Source organism: Acidimicrobiales bacterium, assembly GCA_035536915.1.
GTDB lineage: Bacteria > Actinomycetota > Acidimicrobiia > Acidimicrobiales > JAHWLA01 > JAHWLA01.
Genome location: DATLNE010000031.1, coordinates 69,711 through 88,618 on the forward strand (window position 1 = coordinate 69,711; position 18,908 = coordinate 88,618).

Genomic DNA, 18,908 nt, shown 5'->3' on the forward strand with positions numbered 1-18,908 from the left:
GTCGAAGGATTACGAGGAGGCCATTCATGGCGGTACGCGTCGGGATCAACGGGTTCGGTCGCATCGGGCGCAACTTCTACCGAGCGGCGAAGAAGGCAGGGGCCGACATCGACCTGGTCGCCGTCAACGACCTCACCTCGCCCGAGACCAATGCGCACCTCCTGAAGTACGACTCGACCCACGGCCGCCTCGAAGAGGACGTGCGCGTGACGGGCGACGGCATCGCCGTCGGCGGCGACGAGTTCAAGGTGTTCGCCGAGCGCGACCCCAAGGCCCTGCCGTGGGGCGACCTCGGCGTCGACGTGGTCATCGAGTCGACCGGCATCTTCACCGACGGCGCCAAGGCCGTGGCCCACATCGACGCCGGTGCCCCCCGTGTGATCATCAGCGCCCCGGCCACCAACGTCGACGGCACCTTCGTGGTCGGCGTGAACGACGACGCCTTCAACGCCGACATGAAGATCGTCTCCAACGCTTCGTGCACGACGAACTGCTTCGTGCCCATGGTCAAGGTCCTCGACGACGCCTTCGGCGTGGAGAAGGGCCTGATGACGACGGTGCACGCCTACACCAACGACCAGAACCTGCTCGACCTGGCCCACAAGGACCTGCGCCGGGCCCGGGCCAGCGCGGCGAACATCGTGCCCAGCTCCACCGGCGCGGCGCGCGCCACCAGCCTGGTGCTCGAAGCCATGAAGGGCCGCCTCGACGGCCAGTCGTTGCGGGTGCCCGTGCAGGACGGGTCGATCACCGACTTCACCGGCATCCTCGGCCGCGAGGTCACCGTCGACGAGGTCAACGAGGCCTTCCGGGCCGCGGCCGCCGACGGGCCGCTCTCCAAGGTGCTCGTCTACACCGAGGACGAGATCGTCAGCTCCGACATCGTGGGCTCGCCCGCCAGCTGCACCTACGACGCCAAGCTCACAATGGCGTTGGGCAACATGGTCAAGGTCTTCGGCTGGTACGACAACGAGTGGGGCTACTCCAACCGCTTGGTCGACCTCGCCGTGATCGTCGGCGGCGCCAACAAGTAGTGGTCGCCCCGGTCCCGCAACTCGAAGACCTTCCCGACGTCAGCGGCAAGCGAGTCCTCCTCCGGGCCGACTTCAACGTCCCGCTGACCGACGGGCGCATCGACGACGACCTGCGCATCCGCGCTGCCCTGCCGACCATCACATGGCTGCAGGAGCGCGGGGCACAGGTCACGGCGTGCAGCCACCTGGGCCGTCCCAAGGGCACAGCCAATCCCAAGTACGCCATAGACCCGGTGCGCGCTCGCTTGGCCGAGCTGGCCCCGGGCGTGGAGCTCGTGGAGAACCTGCGCTTCGACGCCGGCGAAGAGGGCAACGACCCCGCCTTCGTCGACACGCTCTGCGAAGGCATGGACGCCTACGTCGACGATGCCTTCGGCGCCGCCCACCGGGCGCATGCCTCGATCGTCGGCCCGCCCGCCCGCTTGCCCAGCGCGGCCGGGCGCCTGTTGGCCAAAGAAGTCGAGATCCTCGGCGGCCTGCTCGACAACCCCAAGCGCCCGTTCGTCACCGTGCTCGGCGGCTCCAAGGTGTCCGACAAGCTCGGGGTGATCACGGCCCTGCTCGAACGCTGCGACGCCCTCGTCATCGGCGGCGGCATGTGCTTCACCTTCCTCAAGGCCCTGGGCCACGAGGTGGGCGACTCGCTGCTCGAAGAGGACCAGGTCGAGACGTGCCGCAAGCTGCTCGACACGGGCGCTCGCATCCTGCTGCCGTCCGACGTGGTGGCCCTCGGCCCCGGCGGCGAGATCGGCAACCCCGGCGCAGGCGGCGAGGTGCGCCAGTTCGGCCGCTCCATCCCGGCCGGGTGGAAGGCCCTCGACATCGGCCCGGGTACCGCGGCGGAGTTCGGCGACGAGGTCAACGAGGCGCGCACGGTGTTCTGGAACGGGCCCATGGGCGTGTTCGAAGATCCCCGCTTCGCGGCGGGCACCGCGGCGGTGGCCCAAGCGGTGGCCGACTGCTCGGGCTTCACCATCGTGGGCGGCGGCGACAGCGCGGCGGCGCTGGCCAAGTTCGGCCTCGACGACGAAGTGGGCCACGTGTCGACCGGCGGCGGCGCGTCGCTGGAGTTCCTGGAGCAGGGCGACCTGCCCGGCCTGGCCGCACTGCGAGGAGCACCCAATGCCCGGTCGTAAGCCGATCATCAGCGGCAACTGGAAGATGCACCACAACCACTTCGAAGCCATCCAGATGGTGCAGAAGCTGTCGTACGCCTTGACCAAGGACGACTACGAAGCGGTCGACGTGTCGGTGCACCCGCCGTTCACCGACATCCGCTCGGTGCAGACGGTGCTCGACGCCGATCGCATCCCCGTCCTGCTGGGCGCCCAGACCTGCCACTGGGAAGACAAGGGCGCCTTCACCGGCGAGGTCAGCCCGGGCATGTTGGCCAAGCTCAACGTGGTGCTCGTCATCGTGGGCCACTCCGAACGGCGCCAGCTCTTCGGCGAGACCGACGAGACGGCCAACAAGAAGGTGAAGGCGGTCCTGGCCAACGGCATGACGCCCATCCTCTGCGTAGGCGAGACGTTGGAAGAACGCGAGGCAGGCGGCGCCGAGGAGAAGGTCGCGGCGCAGGTGGAAGCGGGCCTGGCCGGGCTGTCGGCCGACCAGGTGGCCGGGCTCGTGGTGGCCTACGAGCCCATCTGGGCCATCGGCACCGGCCGCACGGCCACGGCGGAGGACGCCCAGGCCATGTGCGCCCGGGTTCGCACGGTCGTGCAGGGGGCCTTCGGCGACGCTGCGGCGGCCGCCGTGCGGGTGCAGTACGGCGGTTCCGTGAAGCCCTCCAACATCGCCGAACTGATGGCGCAGCCCGACATCGACGGCGCTTTGGTGGGCGGCGCCAGCCTCGATCCCGCGGAGTTCGCACCAATCGTGCAGTACCGCGACGCCTAATCGCGCGTCGCTGCTGCTACATTCCGACCGGTCCCGCCAGGGGAAGGAGAGCGGACCTAGTGCTTACGGCTGTGATCGTCGTCATCCATGTCATCGTGTCTTTGCTGCTGATCCTCTTGATCCTGCTTCACAGCGGGCGAGGCGGCGGCTTGTCCGACATGTTCGGCGGCGGGGTCGGAAGTGCTGCGGCCGGCTCCACCGTGGTGGAACGCAACCTCGACCGGATCACGGTGGCAACCGCTGTCATCTTCGCTTTCACCACCGTGCTACTGGCGATACGGCTGCAATGACCACATCGGCGACTACACCCACCCGGTAGGGACCCAAGCCCCCGGGACAAGGAGGTTCCACTCGTGCAACGCAGAGGAGCGAAAGCCCGGCTGCTCGTCCTGGTCAGCTGTCTGGCCCTGGTCGCAGCGGCCTGTGGCGGGGGCGACGACGACGACAACGGCGCGGGGCAGGGCGGCGGTGATCAAGCCGAGGTCGTGAAGGGCGGCACGATCACCTACGCGTCCGACCAGCAGGTGGGCGGATTCAACAACCTCACCTCGAAGGACAACAAGGCGTCGCTGCAGTACATCGTGATCAACGTGTACCCGCAGGCCTTCCGCGCCCTGCCGAACTTCGAAGTGGTGATGGACAAGAACCTGCTCGATTCCGCCGAGCAGACCAAGGACACGCCGCAGACGGTCGTCTACAAGATCAAGAAGGAAGCCGTGTGGTCCGACGGCACCCCGATCTCGGCCGACGACTTCATCTACATGTGGCAGAACCAGAACGGCAAGGACGCCACAATCGACATCGCGTCGAAGACGGGCTACGAGAACGTCGAGTCGGTCACCGGCTCCGACGGCGGCAAGACCGTCACCGTCGTGTTCACCACACCCTTTGCCGAGTGGAAGTCGCTGTTCGCCAACATGCTTCCGGCTCACATCATGAAGACGGTCCCCGGTGGTTGGAACACCGGCCTGGCCAACCCCCCGACCTGGTCGGGCGGTCCCTTCAAGATCGCGTCCTACACAAAGGACCAGAGCCTGACGCTCGTGCCCAACGAGAAGTGGTGGGGCCCGAAGCCGAACCTCGACAGCATCCTCGTGCGATTCGGCCTCACCGCCGCCACCGTGCCGCAGGCGCTGGAGAACAAGGAGATCGACCTCGCCTATCCGCAGCCGCAGATCGACCTCGTGCAGCGGGTGAAGGCCATCCCCGGCATCAAGAGCGAGATCAACTACGGCCTGAGCTACGAGCACATCGACTTCAACTTCAAGAACGAGCACCTGGGCGTCAAGGAAGTGCGCCAGGCCATCGCCTGGGGCCTCAACCGCGACGACATCGTGACCCGCACCGTCAAGCAGTTCGACGAGCGGGGCCAGCGCCTCGACAACCGCATCTGGCTCACCGGCCAGCCGGACTACGAGGCCCACGGCCAGGAGTACCACAAGCGTGACGTCACCAAGGCCACCGGGGCCCTAGAGAAGGCGGGCTACACCAAGGGTACGGACGGGATCTACGCAAAGGGCGGCAAGAAGCTGTCCCTGCGGATCTCGACCACCGGCGGCAACGCCCTCCGTGAGCAGACCGAGCAGTTGATCCAGGCCCAGCTGAAGGAAGTCGGCATCGACATCACAATTGCCAACGTCCCCGGCTCGGCGGTGTTCGACGAGATCTCGGCCGGCAACTTCGACATCGCGCTGTTCGCCTGGGTCGGCACGCCGTTCACCGTGAGCTCCAACAAGGCGATCTTCTCGCCTGGTGGCGACTCCAACTACGGCAAGTACGAGAACGCCCAGGTCGGCGAGATGTTCAACAAGGCGATCTCGACCCCGGACTCGAAGGAGAGCATCCGGTTGTCGCAGGAGATCGACAAGCAGGTGTGGGCCGACCTGGCCACCATCCCGCTGTACGCCAAGCCGACGTTCCTGCCCTACCGCGATACCTACGGCAACATTCGCGACAACGCGACGACCGAGGGTCCGCTCTGGAACGCCGTCGAAATCGGCAAGAAGCAGGCGGCCTAGTCTCCGGACGGGTCGTAGCACAGCACTGAAGCAAGCTGAACGAGGGGCCGGTTCGCCGGCCCCTCGTTTCGTCCGTGAGTGCCTACACTCGGGGTGCAGATGCTCGGATTCGTAGTTCGACGGCTGTTGGGCTCGGTGCTCGTCCTTGCACTGTCGTCCGTGATCGTCTTCACGCTGGTGGCCAACTCAGGCAACCCGTTGTCCGACCTCCAGGGGCGCAACCCTCCGCCCCCGCCCGAGGTCATCGAGTTGCGCCGCACACAGCTCAACCTCCACAAATCCGCGCCGGAGCGCTACACCATCTGGCTCAAGGGCTTCGTCAAGGGCGACATGGGCCGGGCCATCGACGGTCGCGAAGTGCGCCCCATGCTGTGGGACCGGCTGAAGATCACCCTGCGCATGGTCCTGGCGGCCATCGCGCTGGCGCTGGTCCTCGCCATCACCGTGGGCGTGTTCAGCGCCGTGAAGCAGTACTCGGCGGGTGATTACGCAGCGACCTTCACGGGGTTCCTTTTCTTATCCATGCCCGTGTTCTGGTTGGCCTTGCTACTGAAGCTGTTCCTGGCCATCCGGCTCAACCGGCTCCTCGGCGACACCTACATCTACACGGTGGGGCACGAGACGCCGAACCTGCAGGGCAACTTCTTCGACCGCCTCAGCGACTCGGCCGGGCACATGGTCCTGCCCGTGCTGACCCTGGCGCTGATCTACTTCGCCGGCTGGTCCCGTTTCCAGCGCTCGTCGATGCTCGACGTGCTCAACAGCGACTACCTGCGCTTGGCCCGGGCCAAGGGGTTGCGGCCCCGCCGGGTCATGGTCCGGCATGCCTTGCGCAACGCCCTGATCCCCATCACCACCGTCGTGGCCATCGACTTCGGCCAGCTCATCGGCGGGGCGGTGATCACCGAAGAGGTCTTCGCCTGGAAGGGCATGGGCGACATGCTCATCGAAGGCATCCGCACCTACGACCCCAACATCGTGCTGGCCTGGCTCATGGTCACGGCGGTGGCGGTCGTGTTGTTCAACCTGATCGCCGACGTGCTCTACGGCGTCCTCGACCCGAGGATTCGATATGCCTGACGCTTCCGACGTCACCACGGGCGAGGGCCTCGGCGGCGGCGTTCCCGCCCCGGCCGGCGTGGGCGGCGGGGTGCAGCCCACGGCGAGGCCCGAGCGCGAGTTCACCGTCGAAGCCCGCAGCCAGTGGAAGATGGTCTTGCGCCGCTTCCTCTCGCACAAGCTGGCCGTGGCCAGCCTCTTGGTGCTGGTCTTCGTGATCCTGCTGTCGTTGTTCGGCGGCCGGTTCTGGACCTACGGGTTCGCCGAGATCAGCGACGAGTACTCCTCGGCGCCGTCGTGGAAGCACCCGTTCGGCACCGACGGCATCGGCCACGACACCTTCGCCCAGGTGCTGCGCGGAGCCCAGCGCTCGGTGACGATCGCCTTGTTGGTCGCCTTCCTCTCCACCACCTTCGGCACCCTCATGGGGGCCATCGCGGGCTACTACGGCGGCCTGGTCGACAACGTGCTCATGCGCTTCACCGACCTGGTGCTCACCGTGCCGTCGTTCGCCATCTACGCCCTGCTGTCGAACCGCTTCGCCAACCGGGCCAACGGCTGGGTGTTCCTCTCCATCGTCATCGCCGGGCTGGTGTGGACCCAGATAGCCCGGGTGGTGCGCGGCGTGTTCTTGTCGTTGCGGGAGAAGGAGTTCGTGGAAGCGGCGCGGGCGCTGGGGGCGGGGAACCGGCGCATCATCTTCCGCCACCTGCTGCCCAACGCGGTGGGGCCGATCATCGTCAACGCCACCATCTCGGTCGCCTTGGCCATCCTCACCGAGACGGCGCTGTCGTACCTCGGCCTCGGCGTACGCCTGCCCGACACGTCGCTGGGCCTGTTGGTGTCGGAAGGCGCGCAGGCGGCCGAGACCCGGCCGTGGCTGTTCTACTTCCCGGGCTTGTTCATCATCATCATCGCCCTCACCGTGAACTTCGTCGGTGACGGCCTTCGTGATGCCTTCGACCCGACGCAGAACCAAGTGCGGGCCTAGCCGTGACCACCCCCGTTCTGGAGGTCGAGGACCTCACCGTCGAGTTCGCCACCCACGACGGGGTGGTGCAGGCCGTGCGCGGCGTGACCTTCGAGCTCGACCCCGGCGAAGTGCTGGCCATCGTGGGGGAGTCGGGCTCGGGCAAGTCCGTCACCTCCCTTGCCGTCATGGGCCTCCTGCCCAAGACGGCCCGCATTGGCGGCTCGGTCCGTTACAAGGGCAAGGAGCTGCTGGGCCTGCGCGACAAGGACCTCACGTCGGTGCGGGGCAAGGAGATCGCCATGATCTTCCAAGACCCCATGACGTCGCTCAACCCGGTCTACACGGTGGGGTGGCAGCTGGCCGAGGCGGTCCGGGCCCACCACGACGTCGACAAGCAGGCGGCCAGGGACCGTGCCGTCGACCTGTTGCAACTGGTGGGCATCCCCAACGCCAAGGAACGGGTCGACAACTACCCGCACGAGTTCTCGGGCGGCATGCGCCAGCGGGCCGTCATCGCCATGGCCATGGCCAACGACCCCGACGTGATCATCGCCGACGAGCCCACCACCGCCCTCGACGTGACCGTGCAGGCGCAGATCTTGGAGACGTTGGAAAAGGCGCAGGACGAGACGGGCGCCGCCATCGTGCTCATCACCCACGACCTCGGCGTCGTGGCGGGCATGGCCGACGAAGTGCTGGTGATGTACGCGGGCAAGCCCGTCGAGATCGGCACCGTCGACGACATCTACTACTCGCCGCGCATGCCCTACACGCTCGGCCTGTTGGGTTCGTTGCCCCGCCTCGACGTGGAGGGCGACACCTTGACGCCGATCAAGGGGGCGCCGCCGTCGTTGATCAACCTGCCGCCGGGCTGCCCGTTCACGCCGCGCTGCCCCATGGCCCGGGCCAACTGCGACGACGTGGAGCCCCTGCTGCGGCCGATCGAGGGTGCAGGCCATCGGGCGGCCTGCCACTACGCCGAGGAACTGGCGGGCGACGTGCGGGCCGACTCCGTGTTCGAGGTCGCCACCGTCGACGACGTGGTCACCGGCTCGAGTGAGGGCGCATGACTGCCACCGAAGCGGCATCGTCGGGCGAGGCTCGCACGGGCGAGCCCATCCTCGAGGTGCGCGACCTGGTCAAGCACTTCCCGGTGACGAGCAGGGGCATCCTGCGCCGCGTCACCGGCCAGGTGCACGCCGTGTGCGGGGTGTCGTTCGACCTCTACCCGGGCGAGACGTTGGGCATCGTGGGCGAGTCGGGGTGCGGCAAGTCCACCACGGGCCGGGCCATCCTCCGCCTCCACGACCCGACGTCGGGCACCGTTCGCTTCCAGGGCACCGACATGGCCGCGATGTCGGCCCGTGACCTGCGCCGGGCGCGCCGCGACATCCAGATTGTCTTCCAGGATCCCTACGCCTCGCTCAATCCGCGCATGACGGTCAACGACATCGTGGCCGAGCCGCTGGTGATCCACGGGCTGCACAAGGGCAACCGGGCCGCCAAGGTGCGCGACCTGCTGGGGCTGGTGGGCCTCAACCCCGAGCACGGCAACCGCTACCCGCACGAGTTCTCCGGTGGCCAGCGCCAGCGCGTGGGCGTGGCTCGCGCCCTGGCCTTGGAGCCCAAGGTGATCGTGCTCGACGAGCCGGTTTCCGCGCTCGACGTGTCGATCCAGGCGGGCGTGGTCAACCTGCTCGAAGAGCTGCAGGGGCGGCTGGGTCTGGCCTACCTGTTCATCGCCCACGACCTCTCCGTGGTGCGCCACATCTCCGACCGGGTGGCGGTCATGTACCTGGGCAAGGTCATGGAGATCGGCACCCGCGAAGACATCTACGAACGGCCCTCGCACCCCTACACCCAGGCACTGCTTTCCGCCGTGCCGCTGCCCGACCCCAAGGCGGAACGGCGGCGCAAGCGCATCGTGTTGCAGGGCGACGTGCCGAGCCCGGTCGATCCGCCGTCGGGCTGCCGGTTCCGCACCCGGTGCTGGAAGGCGCAGGAGATCTGTGCCGTGGAAGAGCCGCCGCTGGTCGACCGCGGGCAAGGGCACCCGTCCGCGTGCCACTTCGCCGAGATCGCCCAAGTCGTCTAGGTGCGAACGTGGGTCGCCGCCGTGTTGGCGGCTGTGCTGGTGTCGGGTGCGTGCACGGGCGACGACGACAAGGGCGGCTCGGGGCCTGACGTTCCTGCACCGCCCCAGCGTGGGGGCGTGCTGCGGGTCGGCGTGGCCACGCTGGGATCGCTCGACCCGGCCCAGGCCCGCTCGGTCGACCAGCTCCTGGTGGCCGACCAGCTCTTCGACAGCCTCACCGTGTTCGACCCCGCCACCACGGATGCGGCTCCTGCCTTGGCCGCCCGCTGGCAGGCATCGGCCGACCTGCGCCAGTGGGACTTCTTCCTGCGACCGGGTGCCACGTTCGCCAACGGACGGGCGCTGACGGCAGCCGACGTGAAGTACACGTTGGAGCGCATCGCCAAGCCGGGCTCAGGTTCCCCCGGCTCCGACCTGTTGTCGTTGGTGACCGGCTACTCGGCGTTTGCCGTGCAGGCCACCACGCCCGAGTTGGCCGGCGTGACGGCACCGGCGGCCGACGTGGTGCACATCTCGCTCGACCAGCCGTGGTCGGCGTTGCCGCTGGTGTTGAGCAGCCCGGTGTTCGGCGTGGTGCCCAGGGAAGCGGTGGAAGCGCCCGCGCCCGCGCCAGCGTTCGCCGATGCGCCCGTGGGCAGCGGCCCCTTCGCCATGAAGGCACGGCGCGACGACGTGGTGTCGTTGGCTGCGGTGCCGGGCGGGCGGGCCTTGTTGGACGGCATCGACTTCGTGCAGGTGCCCGACGTGGCGGGCGGCTACAGCGACTTCGTCGACGGCGAGCTCGACGTGGCGTCAGTCCCGCCCGAGCAGGTCGACACCGCGGCCCGGCGCTACGGCCGAGACGCCTTCCGTCCTTACCTGGCCGAGTTGTTCTACGGGTTCAACCTCAAGTCGCCCAAGCTGGCCGACCCCCGCTTCCGTGAGGCGATCGTACGAGGCATCGACCGGCGCTCGATCGTGCGGGCGGTGTACGGCTCGACGGTGACGCCGACCGAGGGCGTGGTGGTGGCCGGGGTGGCGGGCTCGCAGGAGGACGCCTGCGGCGAGCGGTGCAAGTACAACCCCACCCGAGCCAAGGCGTTGGTCACAGAGGTCTTCGGTGAGGCGCCGCCGCCCGAAGTGCAACTGGGCTACGACGAGGACGAGGCCCAGGCGGCGGTGGCCAAGGCCATGCAGGCGGGGCTGGCCGAGATCGGCATCAACCTGGTGTTGGCCCCCAAGTCGCTCAAGGACTACAAGGACTACGCCGTGAGCGGGCAGCAGGAGCTGTTCCGCTTGGGGTGGATCGCCCGCTACCCCTCAGCCGACGACTTCCTGCCGCCGCTGTTCCTCAGCGGGTCGCCCAACAACCTCACCGGGTTCTCCGTCCCCGCCGTCGACGAGCAGCTGCGGGCCGCTCGGGCCGAGCCCGACGCCGCTCGGCGCGCCGAGTTGTTCCGGGCCGCCGAGCGCGCCGTGATGGAGACGCTGCCCGTCATCCCCGTGGCCCAGTTCCACTTGCACACGGTCGTCTCGTCGCGGGTGCGGGGGCTGGCGCTCACCGCGGCCGGCACGTTCGACGGCGCCGCGGTGTGGCTGGCGCGGCCCGAGTAGTCGGTAGACGGCGAGGAAGACGAAGCAGGCGGCGATGAGCAGGCCGGTGCCTTGCACGGCGGGGTTGCGGGCCTCGGTGCCCGCGGTGAAGACGTGGATGGTCGCCGTGACGAACAGCAGGAAGCTGGTGGCGTGGATGCGCCGCCACCACCGGCGGGGGATGCGGCGCATGAACAGGCTGGTGACTTCGACGGCGACGAGCACGTAGAGGCTGGCCACACCCCAGGCCACCGGCCCCGGCCGCCACTGCGAGGCCATGGGCACGAACGTCTCGGCCCAGCCGAACTGCGCCCAACTGTCGGCCACCAGGCCGAGCACGTGCACGCCGGTGAAGACGAGCGAGAGGGCGCCGAGGAAGCGGTGGAGGTCGAGCAGCCACGGCTTGGTCGGCTTGCCCGTGGTGATGCGAGTGGACAGGAGCAGTCCCCACAGAATGGCCGCGGTGAGCAACCACCACGAGGTGAGCCCGCCGGCGCGGGCGACGTACCACCAGAGCTTGTCGTTCATGATCGAAGGAAGGCCGCTTTCGCCTGTGTCTCGGCTTGCCACGCTTCCGGTGCGGTGACGGTGACCGCCACGGTGTCGGTTGCCGCGGGCGCGCCGGTACGGGGATCGATGAGGTGGTGCCGCGTGCCGTCGCCCCAGTGCCGCTTGGCCCGGCTGGTGGTGGCGACGGCGTTGTCGTCGAGGGTGACGGTGGTGAGGTCGTTGCTCAGGTCGTCGGGGTCTTCGACGGCGACGACCCAGTCGGTACCTCGTACGCGGATGTCGCCGCCGATGTTGATGCAGCAGTCGTCGTCGAAGTCGGCGGCCACGAGGTCGGCGGCATAGCCCTTGCCGATGCCGCCGAGGTCGAGGGCGACGTGCGGGGGGAGGGTGACGGTTGTGGTGCCGACGGCGATGTCGGCGCAACCGGGCGAGGGCGTGGGTTCGTAGTCGGGGGCGGGGAGGCCGGGGTCGAACGAGCGGGTGTAGCCCGCGGCGCGGAGGGCGGGGAGCACGGTGGGGTCGTAGAGGCCGTCCGTGATGTGCCACGCGTTGACGGCCTTGGCGACGACGTCGCGGGTCGCTTTGGAGACGACGCAGGTGCGGCCCGCGTTGGCGTTGAGGCGGCAGAGCTCGCTGGTGGGCCGGAAGCGGCTCCACTTGGCTTCCAGGTCTTCGATGTGCTGCTGGGCGCGGTCGAGGTGGCGCTCGCCGCCGGAGCGGACGATCACGTGGCAGGTCGTGCCCATGGCGCGGAAGGTGCGTTCAGCTACCACCGGAACGAGTGACCGCCTTGGGCTTGGGGGCAGGCTTGGGCTTGGGCGCGGCGGCCGTTTTGGCGGGTGCCGAAGCGGACGGCCGCGCCGCCGGCCGCGCCGTCGTGGCGGGAGCAGCGGCGGCCGACGGCACTTGTGTGCGTTGCACGATCACGATCTCGACGATCTTGCGGCGGGGCGGCGGCGCCGGTGCCGGGGCAGGTTCCGCCTCCACCAGGTGCACTTCCTGCTGGGGACGCTCGGCGGCGGCCATCGCCGTCATCAACCCGAACGTCGCCGACGCGCTGGCTCCCGCCACCACGATCCGCGCCGCCGCCGCGGCATGCCGCCGCTTCGTCGGTTTCGCAGAAGTCGCGCGGCGGCGCGCGACTTCTGCGACATCGTCGGCGGAATTCGTCTCAGCGCCGGTGGGTGTCGGCTCGGCCCGCTCCGCCCGCAGCCGAGCCAATTGTGCCCGCCGGTCTTCGGCCGACGGGCGTTGCCGTTCGACGTCGTCAGTCGTCATCCGACCCGCCGCCGCCCGAGCCGCTGCGGTCGTCGTCTCCGCTCCTGCGGCCGCTGTTCGTGCTGCCGGGCCCGGAGTTGTCGCTGCGGGCGTCGTCACCGCCGTGGTCGTCGATGGTGGTCGACGTCGTCGTCCTCGTGCGGCGTGGCGCGGTGGTCGGCGTCGTGCCTGCGCCGTTGCCGTCGTCGATCGTGGTCGGCGTCAGGGTGGTGGTCGCCGTCGACTCGCCGACTTCGACGACCCGTGTCTCGACTTCGACCTCGGGCTCGGTGGTCGAGGTGGTGTCCTCCGACGAGAGCGGCGTGAAGGTGCCGACGTTGTCGCTGTTGCCTGCCATGCCGAAGAGCCCGAAGTTGGCGCCCACGGCCAGGGCGGCAGTCAGCGCCGTTGCCGCGACGGCACCGGCAGTCGCCAGTGCGGTCCGGCGGTTGAGGGGCCGTTCGCGAGTCATGGCTTCATCGTCGGCTTCTCGCCGGGGAAATGGAACCAAGGAACGGCAAAGCCTTGGCAAAGGTCGCACGGCACCCCCGTCGGGATGTGCGACCGTAGTGAGGTGCGGGTGCTCATCGTCGAAGACGACGACGCCATTGCCGAACCGTTGGCAAAGGGCCTCGAACGAGAGGGTTTTTCGGTCGAGCGGGTGGCCACCGGCGGCGCGGCGCTGGACGCCGAGGAGCCCGATGTCGTGCTGCTCGACCTCGGGCTGCCCGACATCGACGGCTACGAGGTGTGCCGGCGCATGCGGGCGCGGTCCGACGTGCCGATCATCGTGCTGACGGCTCGATCGGAAGAGGTGGATCGGGTGGTGGGGCTGGAGCTCGGCGCGGATGACTACGTGGTCAAGCCCTTCGGGTTCCGTGAGCTCGTGGCCCGGATGCGAGCGGTCACCCGACGGCGGGCGCCGCGCGAGCGCGCCGACGGGCCGATGTCGATCGGGTCGATGACGATCGACCGGCGCACCCGGCGCATCGCCGTGAACGGCGAGGTCGTCGACCTCACGCCCAAGGAATACGACCTGGTGTCGTTGCTGGCCCAGGACCCGGGGGCGTTGTACGAGCGTCAGCAGATCATGGAGCAGGTGTGGGGCCAGCCGTCTTACGGGCCGACGAAGACGCTCGACGTGCACGTGGCCGCCATCCGCAAGAAGCTCGGTGACCCGCGCTGGATCGAGACGGTGCGGGGCGTGGGCTTCCGGCTGCAAGCGGTGCCGTGACCCGGCGCCTGCTGATCGGCTACCTGTCGGTCACCGCCTTCATGCTGGTGATCCTCGAGGTGCCGCTGGGCGCCACCTTCGCCCGCTTCGAGCGCAGCAACCTCATCGCCGGTGTGGAACGCGACGCGCTGACGATCGCCCTGCACGTGGAGGAGTCGTTGGAGGAGGGGCGCCACGCCGAGTTGCAAGGGGTGGTCGACCGCTACGAGGCGACGACCGGTGGGCGGGCGGTGGTGGTCGACCGCCAAGGCACCCTGCTGGCCGACTCCGACCCGCTCGCACCCGGTCCCCGTGACTTCGCCGGCAGGCCGGAGGTGGCCGGGGCGTTGGAAGGCAAGCAGGTGCGGGGGTTCCGACGGTCCGACACGCTCGACACCGAGCTGCTGTACGTCGCCGTGCCGGTGGTCAGCGGCAACGAGCTGCGTGGCGTGGTCCGCATCACGTACCCGGCGTCGGTGATGCAGCAGCGCATCGTGCGCACGTGGGCAGTGTTGGCGGGCGTGGGGCTGGTGGTGTTGGGGTTCGTAACCTTGTTGTCGTTGCGGTTGGCGCGGGCGGTGACCCAGCCGTTGCGAGAGCTCGAAGCGGCGGCGTCGCGCTTGGGGGAGGGCGAGCTCGACGCCCGGGCACCGGTGCCCGACGGGCCGTCGGAGCTGCGGTTGTTGGCCGAGGAGTTCAACGCCACCGCGGCCAAGTTGGAACGCTTGGTCGATGCCCAGCGGGCGTTCGTGGCCGACGCGTCGCACCAGTTGCGCACGCCGCTGGCCGCGTTGCGGTTGCGGTTGGAGGTGTTGCAAGGGGATGTGCCGGAACGGGCACGCGAGGACGTCGAGGGCGCGTTGGCGGAGGTGCACCGGCTGTCGAGGTTGGTGAACGGATTGTTGGAGTTGGCCCGAGCCGAGCACCGGCCGTCGAACTGCGTGCCTGTCGATGTGGCTGGCGTGCTCCACGACCGGCGCACAACCTGGGCGCCGTTGGCCGAGGAGCGGGAGGTGTCGCTGGTCGACCGAGCCGCCGACGGCGTCGTCGCCTCGGCAGCGCCGGGCAACCTGGAGCAGGTGCTCGACAACCTGATCGCCAACGCCGTCGAGGTCTCACCCGCGGGCCGGACGGTGACGCTGACGGCAAAGGTTGTCGACGAGTGGATCGAGGTGCACGTGGTCGACGAAGGCCCCGGCATGGCGCCCGAGCGGCGGGCGGCGGCGTTCGACCGGTTCTGGCACGCAGCTGGCGACGCCGGTTCGTCGATCGGCGGCTTCGGCATCGGGTTGGCGATCGTGCGGCAACTGGTGGTGGCCGACGGGGGAGAGGTGGAACTCTTGGAGGCGCCCGGCGGCGGCCTCGACGCCTGCGTTCGACTGCGCCCCGCCCGCCGTTCGGCGAAGCGCCCGACGCCAGCAGAGGACGAAGCCGACCGCGCTAAAGTGACCGACCGCGCCGGTCCGCCGGTGTGACCACGTCGGAGTGGCGGAATAGGCAGACGCGCTAGCTTGAGGGGCTAGTGCCCGCAAGGGCGTGGGGGTTCAAGTCCCCCCTCCGACACGACGGTTTCCTACATGGAACCTCGCCTGTAACCCGCACGCACCTGGCGTCGGGATCGAACCGCATGTGGATGCCAAGTTGCTCCAGCAGGCGGTTGCGCTCTGCGGCGTCAGCATCCCCCCAAGGCGGCCGCAGCAGCCCGCAATGACCGATCAGGGCTACCGGCTTCGCCCGCTGCGGACAGGTCGCTACGAGCGGGCCGTCCGACTACAGCGGCGAGCAATTGGGTGGCGATGGCCCGTTCCGCCGACGTTCCGCGATCCACTTGCCGATGACGGCTGCGTCCCCACCCTCGTCTCACGCGGCCTTGTAGCTCACCAGCCGCGCGTTGCAGCGGTCGATGGTGTCCCGCGCCCGCTGATCGGCCTCCGCGTCCTGCTAGTCGTCGCTGCCCTCCTCAATCGCAGCCACGAGCGCGGCCAGCGTGGTGTCGATGTGGTCTGCATCGAACATCCTCTCCAGCCAGGGCTGCACTGTCGAGGATCACGTCTTCACGCACGTCGACCGTCTTCGGGTGCCTGCCGATTGGTGGTGGCGTACTTCGTGGTGGCCGGACCGCTGTTGTTTCGCAGGACGGCCACTTTCTCAAAGCGGGAAACTAAGAATCTTGCGAAACTCATCTGAGTTGCCTGTAAACTCAGAGCGTGGTTGTGAGACAAGCAGCCGACCTAGTTGAAGCGGCCCTGAAACTACTGGCCTCGCGCTTGCCGCCGGGCTGGACGGTTGAGCGCGCTGCGGGCCAGGGCGCGGGCACGGGGGAAGGCGACGCCCTGTTCGCGTTCAGCACCCAAGGCGGGATGGGGATGGGCAGCGCCATCGTCGAGGCCAAACCCGGCTTCGCTGCAGCCGATGTCGAGCGTCTGCTCGGGGGCCTGACCCGCCGGCTCCGAGAAGCAGCTGGCTCCCGCGCCATCCTGCTCGTCAGCGACTTCCTCTCACCCCGAACCCGCCAGCGGCTGGCTGAGGAGGACATCAGCTACCTCGACCTCACCGGCAACATTCGCCTCGTGATGCAGCAGCCACCGATTTTCGTGGAGACGGCGGGCGCGGATCGACGGCCGTCGGACAAGACGTCCAAGCGGGTCGTAGGGCTCTCCGGCGTGAAGGTCGGTCGAGTCGTCCGCTTCGTCGCCGAGGTGGTCCCGCCCTATGGCGTCAACGACATCGAGGAGGCGACCGGGATCAGTCGTGGTTACGTGAGCCGGGTCCTTGACCGCCTCGCTGACGAGGCGCTGATCCGCCGGGACCCGCGAGGACCGGTCGAAGCGGTCGAGTGGCTGGCGATGCTGCGACAGCGGGGCCAGTCGGTCGACTTGTTCCGCGCAAACACTACCCGGACGTATTTCGCTCCGAACGGTGCCCGGGCCGTGTTCGAGTCGCTGCCTCGCTCGACGGTTGGCAACACGGTCGTTGTCACCGGATCATTCGCTGCCGTCCGAAAGGCACCGATCGCCGCCCCTGCGCTACTCGTGATGTACCTCGTCCCGGGCGGGGCGCTTCCGAAGTTCGAAGACATCGAGAAGGAACTGGGGCTGCTCCCCGCCGACGAAGCCGCCGAAGTCGCATTGCTCTGGCCGTCCAACGATCGAGTCGTCGAGGACACGTGGGCCGCCGACGGCGTTCAGTTCGTCAACCTGCCGCAGCTCGCTGTCGACTGCCTCGGGGGGAGCGGACGGATGCCGTCTGAAGGCGACGCGCTGCTTGAGTGGATGCAGGCGAACACCGACGCCTGGCAGTATCCCTCGCTGGCGGCCTACCGGGAGCGTCGCCGATGAGTGCCGATCCCTATTACGTCGCGGCCCGGCGAGTGTTGCTCGACGCTCTTGAAGACCTCGCTGAGCACCGCGATGCGATCGTCGTCGTCGGCGCGCAAGCTGTCTATCTCCGATCCGGGGCAACGAACGTCGGCGTTGCGGAGTACACGACCGACGGCGACCTGGCCGTCGACAGCGATCGCCTCACCGACATTCCGCTGCTCGAAGACGTCATGGGGGTTCGGTTCGGTCACGCGCTGGGGCCGATGGGAGTAGAGCAGCCCGGCGTCTGGACTCGAACCGTGGAAGTCGACGGCGAGGTGATCGACATCCCCGTCGACCTCATCGTTCCCGAGGGCATCGCGCCGCCCGGAGGCAGCCGAGGGGCGCGCCTCGGGCTCCACGGCAAGCGGGCAGCGCGCAAGGCGGTGGGTCTCGAAGCGGCGATCCTCGACAACGACGTGCTCACGATAAAGGCACTAGAGCCGAAGGATGCCCGGGCCATCGACAGCCGAGTTGCCGGACCGACCGCACTCTTGATCGCAAAGGCGCACAAGATCCAGGATCGCCTCGAGCAGTCGACGAGACCGGACCGGCTGATCGACAAGGACGCCTCCGATGTCTACCGCCTCATGCTGACCACGCCGGCGGAGCGGATCAACGAAGTCGCAGCGACGCTGCGCGACGACCGACGGGTCGCAGGGTCGGCACAGCGAGGGCTCGAGTTCCTGCGGGCCCAGTTCGGCGCGCGGCGCGCGCCAGGCGTGGTGATGGCCGTCCGCGCGCTCCGCCTTGGCGTTCCGGAGGAACGCGTTCGCGCTGTCTGCGTCAACTTCATCGCAAGCCTGTCGTAGGCGGTGACGGGACGCCCCGATTCACTGACCAGTGAGCCTGGTCGAGGTCGTATGCCGGCGTGTCCTTCTGTCTGTTCTCAGGTTTAGGCAAGGCGTAACCATGGCCGGACCGCGACAGCGACGAAGCACCCCCCTTTCGCGCTATCCCGCTCGCTGACGCGGCCACCGGCGCACTACCGCCGAGGACGCGACGGTGGCGGCCGCCCGTGCCGAGTCTGATGCTCGCGGTCGTACGATCGAAGATGCGTATGAGAAAGTCCTCGACACCGGCAAAGCGTGGCGTTGGTAATGACATCCCCTACCGGGCGCTGGCCGTGGACAGGACGTGGCATACGCCCCATGCGCCGCGCTCGTGAGCGGTCATGGCCGACCCGGGCAGGGAAAGAGAGTGGGAATTGCAGGCGATGTCGAAGCGCGGTGACTTCGGTTCGGGGTCGGGTGTGACTGCGCCCGGATGTCGCGAGGGGTCGCGGCGGCTCCGGGCGCGACCCCTCGCCGATGTTTTCAGAAGGCGACGGGGAGGCAGGCCCAGCGTGATCCGGCGGCACCGGTGACGTGGTCGGTGTGCAATGCGTGGATGACGACTGAGCCGGCGGCTCCCGACGGGATGGTGAACGGCACGGTGGCCGAGGCGTAGCCGGTGCCGTTCGGCTGCACGGTGATGTCGAGCCAGACCTCGGTCTCGTCGGAGATGTCTTGGCCACCGGTGGTGTTGTAGTGGGGCCCGGCGGCTGCGCCGTTGCCTTCGATGCACGTACCGCTATGCACGTGCGCGCCGAGGACGCTGCCTGCTGCGGCGTGGTCGATGCCCTGCACCTTGAGGGTGACGGTCGTCGACCCGGCGGACTCGGTGGCGGTGACCTGCGCGGTGGCGTTGTCGGTGGGCTGGGCAGTCGCGGTCTGCAGGTCGCGGAGCTCGCCCGCGGCGCGGGCGCTGGTGGGCGCCAGGGCGCCACTCGGTGATGCTGCGGTGACGAAGATCGCAGCGGCGACCGCAACGATGCACGATGCGGTTCGGATCAGCGGGTTGGATGCCATTGGGTAGTCGGTCCTCCGGGTCGGTTTTCGATCGGTCACCGGTGCTGTCGCGTCCTCCCACCCGAACGG

At 68.7% G+C, this 18,908-nt stretch carries 18 protein-coding genes, 1 tRNA gene and 1 pseudogene; 15 read left to right on the top strand and 5 right to left on the bottom strand.

Annotation, left to right across the window (positions count from 1 at the left end):
* The first annotated feature begins 26 nt into the window (after window positions 1–26).
* The 10 genes from gap (at window position 27) to VM938_07890 (ending at window position 10,671) form a co-directional block, all read left to right on the top strand.
* Entirely contained in the window at window positions 27–1,034 is a 1,008-nt protein-coding gene (gap, locus tag VM938_07845) for a type I glyceraldehyde-3-phosphate dehydrogenase (protein HVF74947.1), read from the top strand.
* Complete coding sequence (locus VM938_07850; protein ID HVF74948.1) at window positions 1,034–2,170, top strand: phosphoglycerate kinase; 1,137 nt, start codon at window positions 1,034–1,036, stop codon at window positions 2,168–2,170. The genes gap and VM938_07850 overlap by 1 nt, the downstream gene beginning before the upstream one ends.
* Complete coding sequence (tpiA, locus tag VM938_07855; protein ID HVF74949.1) at window positions 2,157–2,933, top strand: triose-phosphate isomerase; 777 nt, start codon at window positions 2,157–2,159, stop codon at window positions 2,931–2,933. Before VM938_07850 ends, tpiA begins: the two co-directional genes overlap by 14 nt.
* A gap of 71 nt (window positions 2,934–3,004) precedes the next feature.
* Window positions 3,005–3,223, top strand: coding sequence for a preprotein translocase subunit SecG (gene secG, locus VM938_07860; GenBank protein HVF74950.1), 219 nt, complete (start codon window positions 3,005–3,007; stop codon window positions 3,221–3,223).
* A 63-nt stretch (window positions 3,224–3,286) separates the two neighbouring features.
* Window positions 3,287–4,951 (top strand): ABC transporter family substrate-binding protein, encoded by a 1,665-nt coding sequence (locus VM938_07865; GenBank protein HVF74951.1) that lies wholly within the window; start codon window positions 3,287–3,289, stop codon window positions 4,949–4,951.
* Window positions 4,952–5,050: 99 nt separating this feature from the next.
* Window positions 5,051–6,031: an ABC transporter permease gene (locus VM938_07870; GenBank protein HVF74952.1), complete on the top strand. Its 981-nt coding sequence runs from the start codon at window positions 5,051–5,053 to the stop codon at window positions 6,029–6,031.
* Window positions 6,024–7,001, top strand: a complete 978-nt coding sequence (locus VM938_07875; protein ID HVF74953.1) for an ABC transporter permease — start codon at window positions 6,024–6,026, stop codon at window positions 6,999–7,001. The genes VM938_07870 and VM938_07875 overlap by 8 nt, the downstream gene beginning before the upstream one ends.
* Before the next feature lie 2 nt (window positions 7,002–7,003).
* Entirely contained in the window at window positions 7,004–8,053 is a 1,050-nt protein-coding gene (locus VM938_07880; protein ID HVF74954.1) for an ABC transporter ATP-binding protein, read from the top strand.
* Entirely contained in the window at window positions 8,050–9,078 is a 1,029-nt protein-coding gene (locus VM938_07885; protein HVF74955.1) for a dipeptide ABC transporter ATP-binding protein, read from the top strand. The genes VM938_07880 and VM938_07885 overlap by 4 nt, the downstream gene beginning before the upstream one ends.
* A complete protein-coding gene (locus VM938_07890) occupies window positions 9,079–10,671 on the top strand; it encodes an ABC transporter substrate-binding protein (GenBank protein HVF74956.1) in 1,593 nt (530 codons plus the stop codon).
* Between the two features lie 114 nt (window positions 10,672–10,785).
* On the opposite strand, the pseudogene VM938_07895 reads toward VM938_07890, so the two are convergent.
* From VM938_07895 to VM938_07910, 4 genes and pseudogenes are all read right to left on the bottom strand, one after another.
* Window positions 10,786–11,178 (bottom strand): annotated as a pseudogene (locus tag VM938_07895) (ferric reductase-like transmembrane domain-containing protein).
* Window positions 11,175–11,933 carry an FAD:protein FMN transferase gene (locus tag VM938_07900; GenBank protein ID HVF74957.1) on the bottom strand — a complete coding sequence of 253 codons (759 nt, stop codon included), beginning with the start codon at window positions 11,931–11,933 and terminating at the stop codon, window positions 11,175–11,177. The pseudogene VM938_07895 and the gene VM938_07900 overlap by 4 nt, the downstream one beginning before the upstream one ends.
* Complete coding sequence (locus VM938_07905) at window positions 11,923–12,438, bottom strand: hypothetical protein (GenBank protein HVF74958.1); 516 nt, start codon at window positions 12,436–12,438, stop codon at window positions 11,923–11,925. The genes VM938_07900 and VM938_07905 overlap by 11 nt, the downstream gene beginning before the upstream one ends.
* Window positions 12,428–12,889: a hypothetical protein gene (locus VM938_07910; protein ID HVF74959.1), complete on the bottom strand. Its 462-nt coding sequence runs from the start codon at window positions 12,887–12,889 to the stop codon at window positions 12,428–12,430. The genes VM938_07905 and VM938_07910 overlap by 11 nt, the downstream gene beginning before the upstream one ends.
* Before the next feature lie 102 nt (window positions 12,890–12,991).
* On the opposite strand from VM938_07910, the gene VM938_07915 reads away from it, so the two are divergent.
* The 5 genes from VM938_07915 (at window position 12,992) to VM938_07935 (ending at window position 17,801) form a co-directional block, all read left to right on the top strand.
* Window positions 12,992–13,651 (top strand): response regulator transcription factor, encoded by a 660-nt coding sequence (locus VM938_07915; protein HVF74960.1) that lies wholly within the window; start codon window positions 12,992–12,994, stop codon window positions 13,649–13,651.
* Window positions 13,648–15,105 carry an ATP-binding protein gene (locus VM938_07920; protein ID HVF74961.1) on the top strand — a complete coding sequence of 486 codons (1,458 nt, stop codon included), beginning with the start codon at window positions 13,648–13,650 and terminating at the stop codon, window positions 15,103–15,105. Before VM938_07915 ends, VM938_07920 begins: the two co-directional genes overlap by 4 nt.
* A gap of 4 nt (window positions 15,106–15,109) precedes the next feature.
* A tRNA-Leu gene (locus VM938_07925) sits at window positions 15,110–15,193 on the top strand.
* Window positions 15,194–15,897: 704 nt separating this feature from the next.
* Window positions 15,898–16,968: a hypothetical protein gene (locus tag VM938_07930; protein ID HVF74962.1), complete on the top strand. Its 1,071-nt coding sequence runs from the start codon at window positions 15,898–15,900 to the stop codon at window positions 16,966–16,968.
* Complete coding sequence (locus tag VM938_07935; protein ID HVF74963.1) at window positions 16,965–17,801, top strand: hypothetical protein; 837 nt, start codon at window positions 16,965–16,967, stop codon at window positions 17,799–17,801. The genes VM938_07930 and VM938_07935 overlap by 4 nt, the downstream gene beginning before the upstream one ends.
* A 504-nt stretch (window positions 17,802–18,305) precedes the next feature.
* Here the strand turns inward: VM938_07935 and VM938_07940 are convergent.
* Window positions 18,306–18,839, bottom strand: a complete 534-nt coding sequence (locus VM938_07940; GenBank protein HVF74964.1) for a superoxide dismutase family protein — start codon at window positions 18,837–18,839, stop codon at window positions 18,306–18,308.
* Window positions 18,840–18,908: the final 69 nt, after the last annotated feature.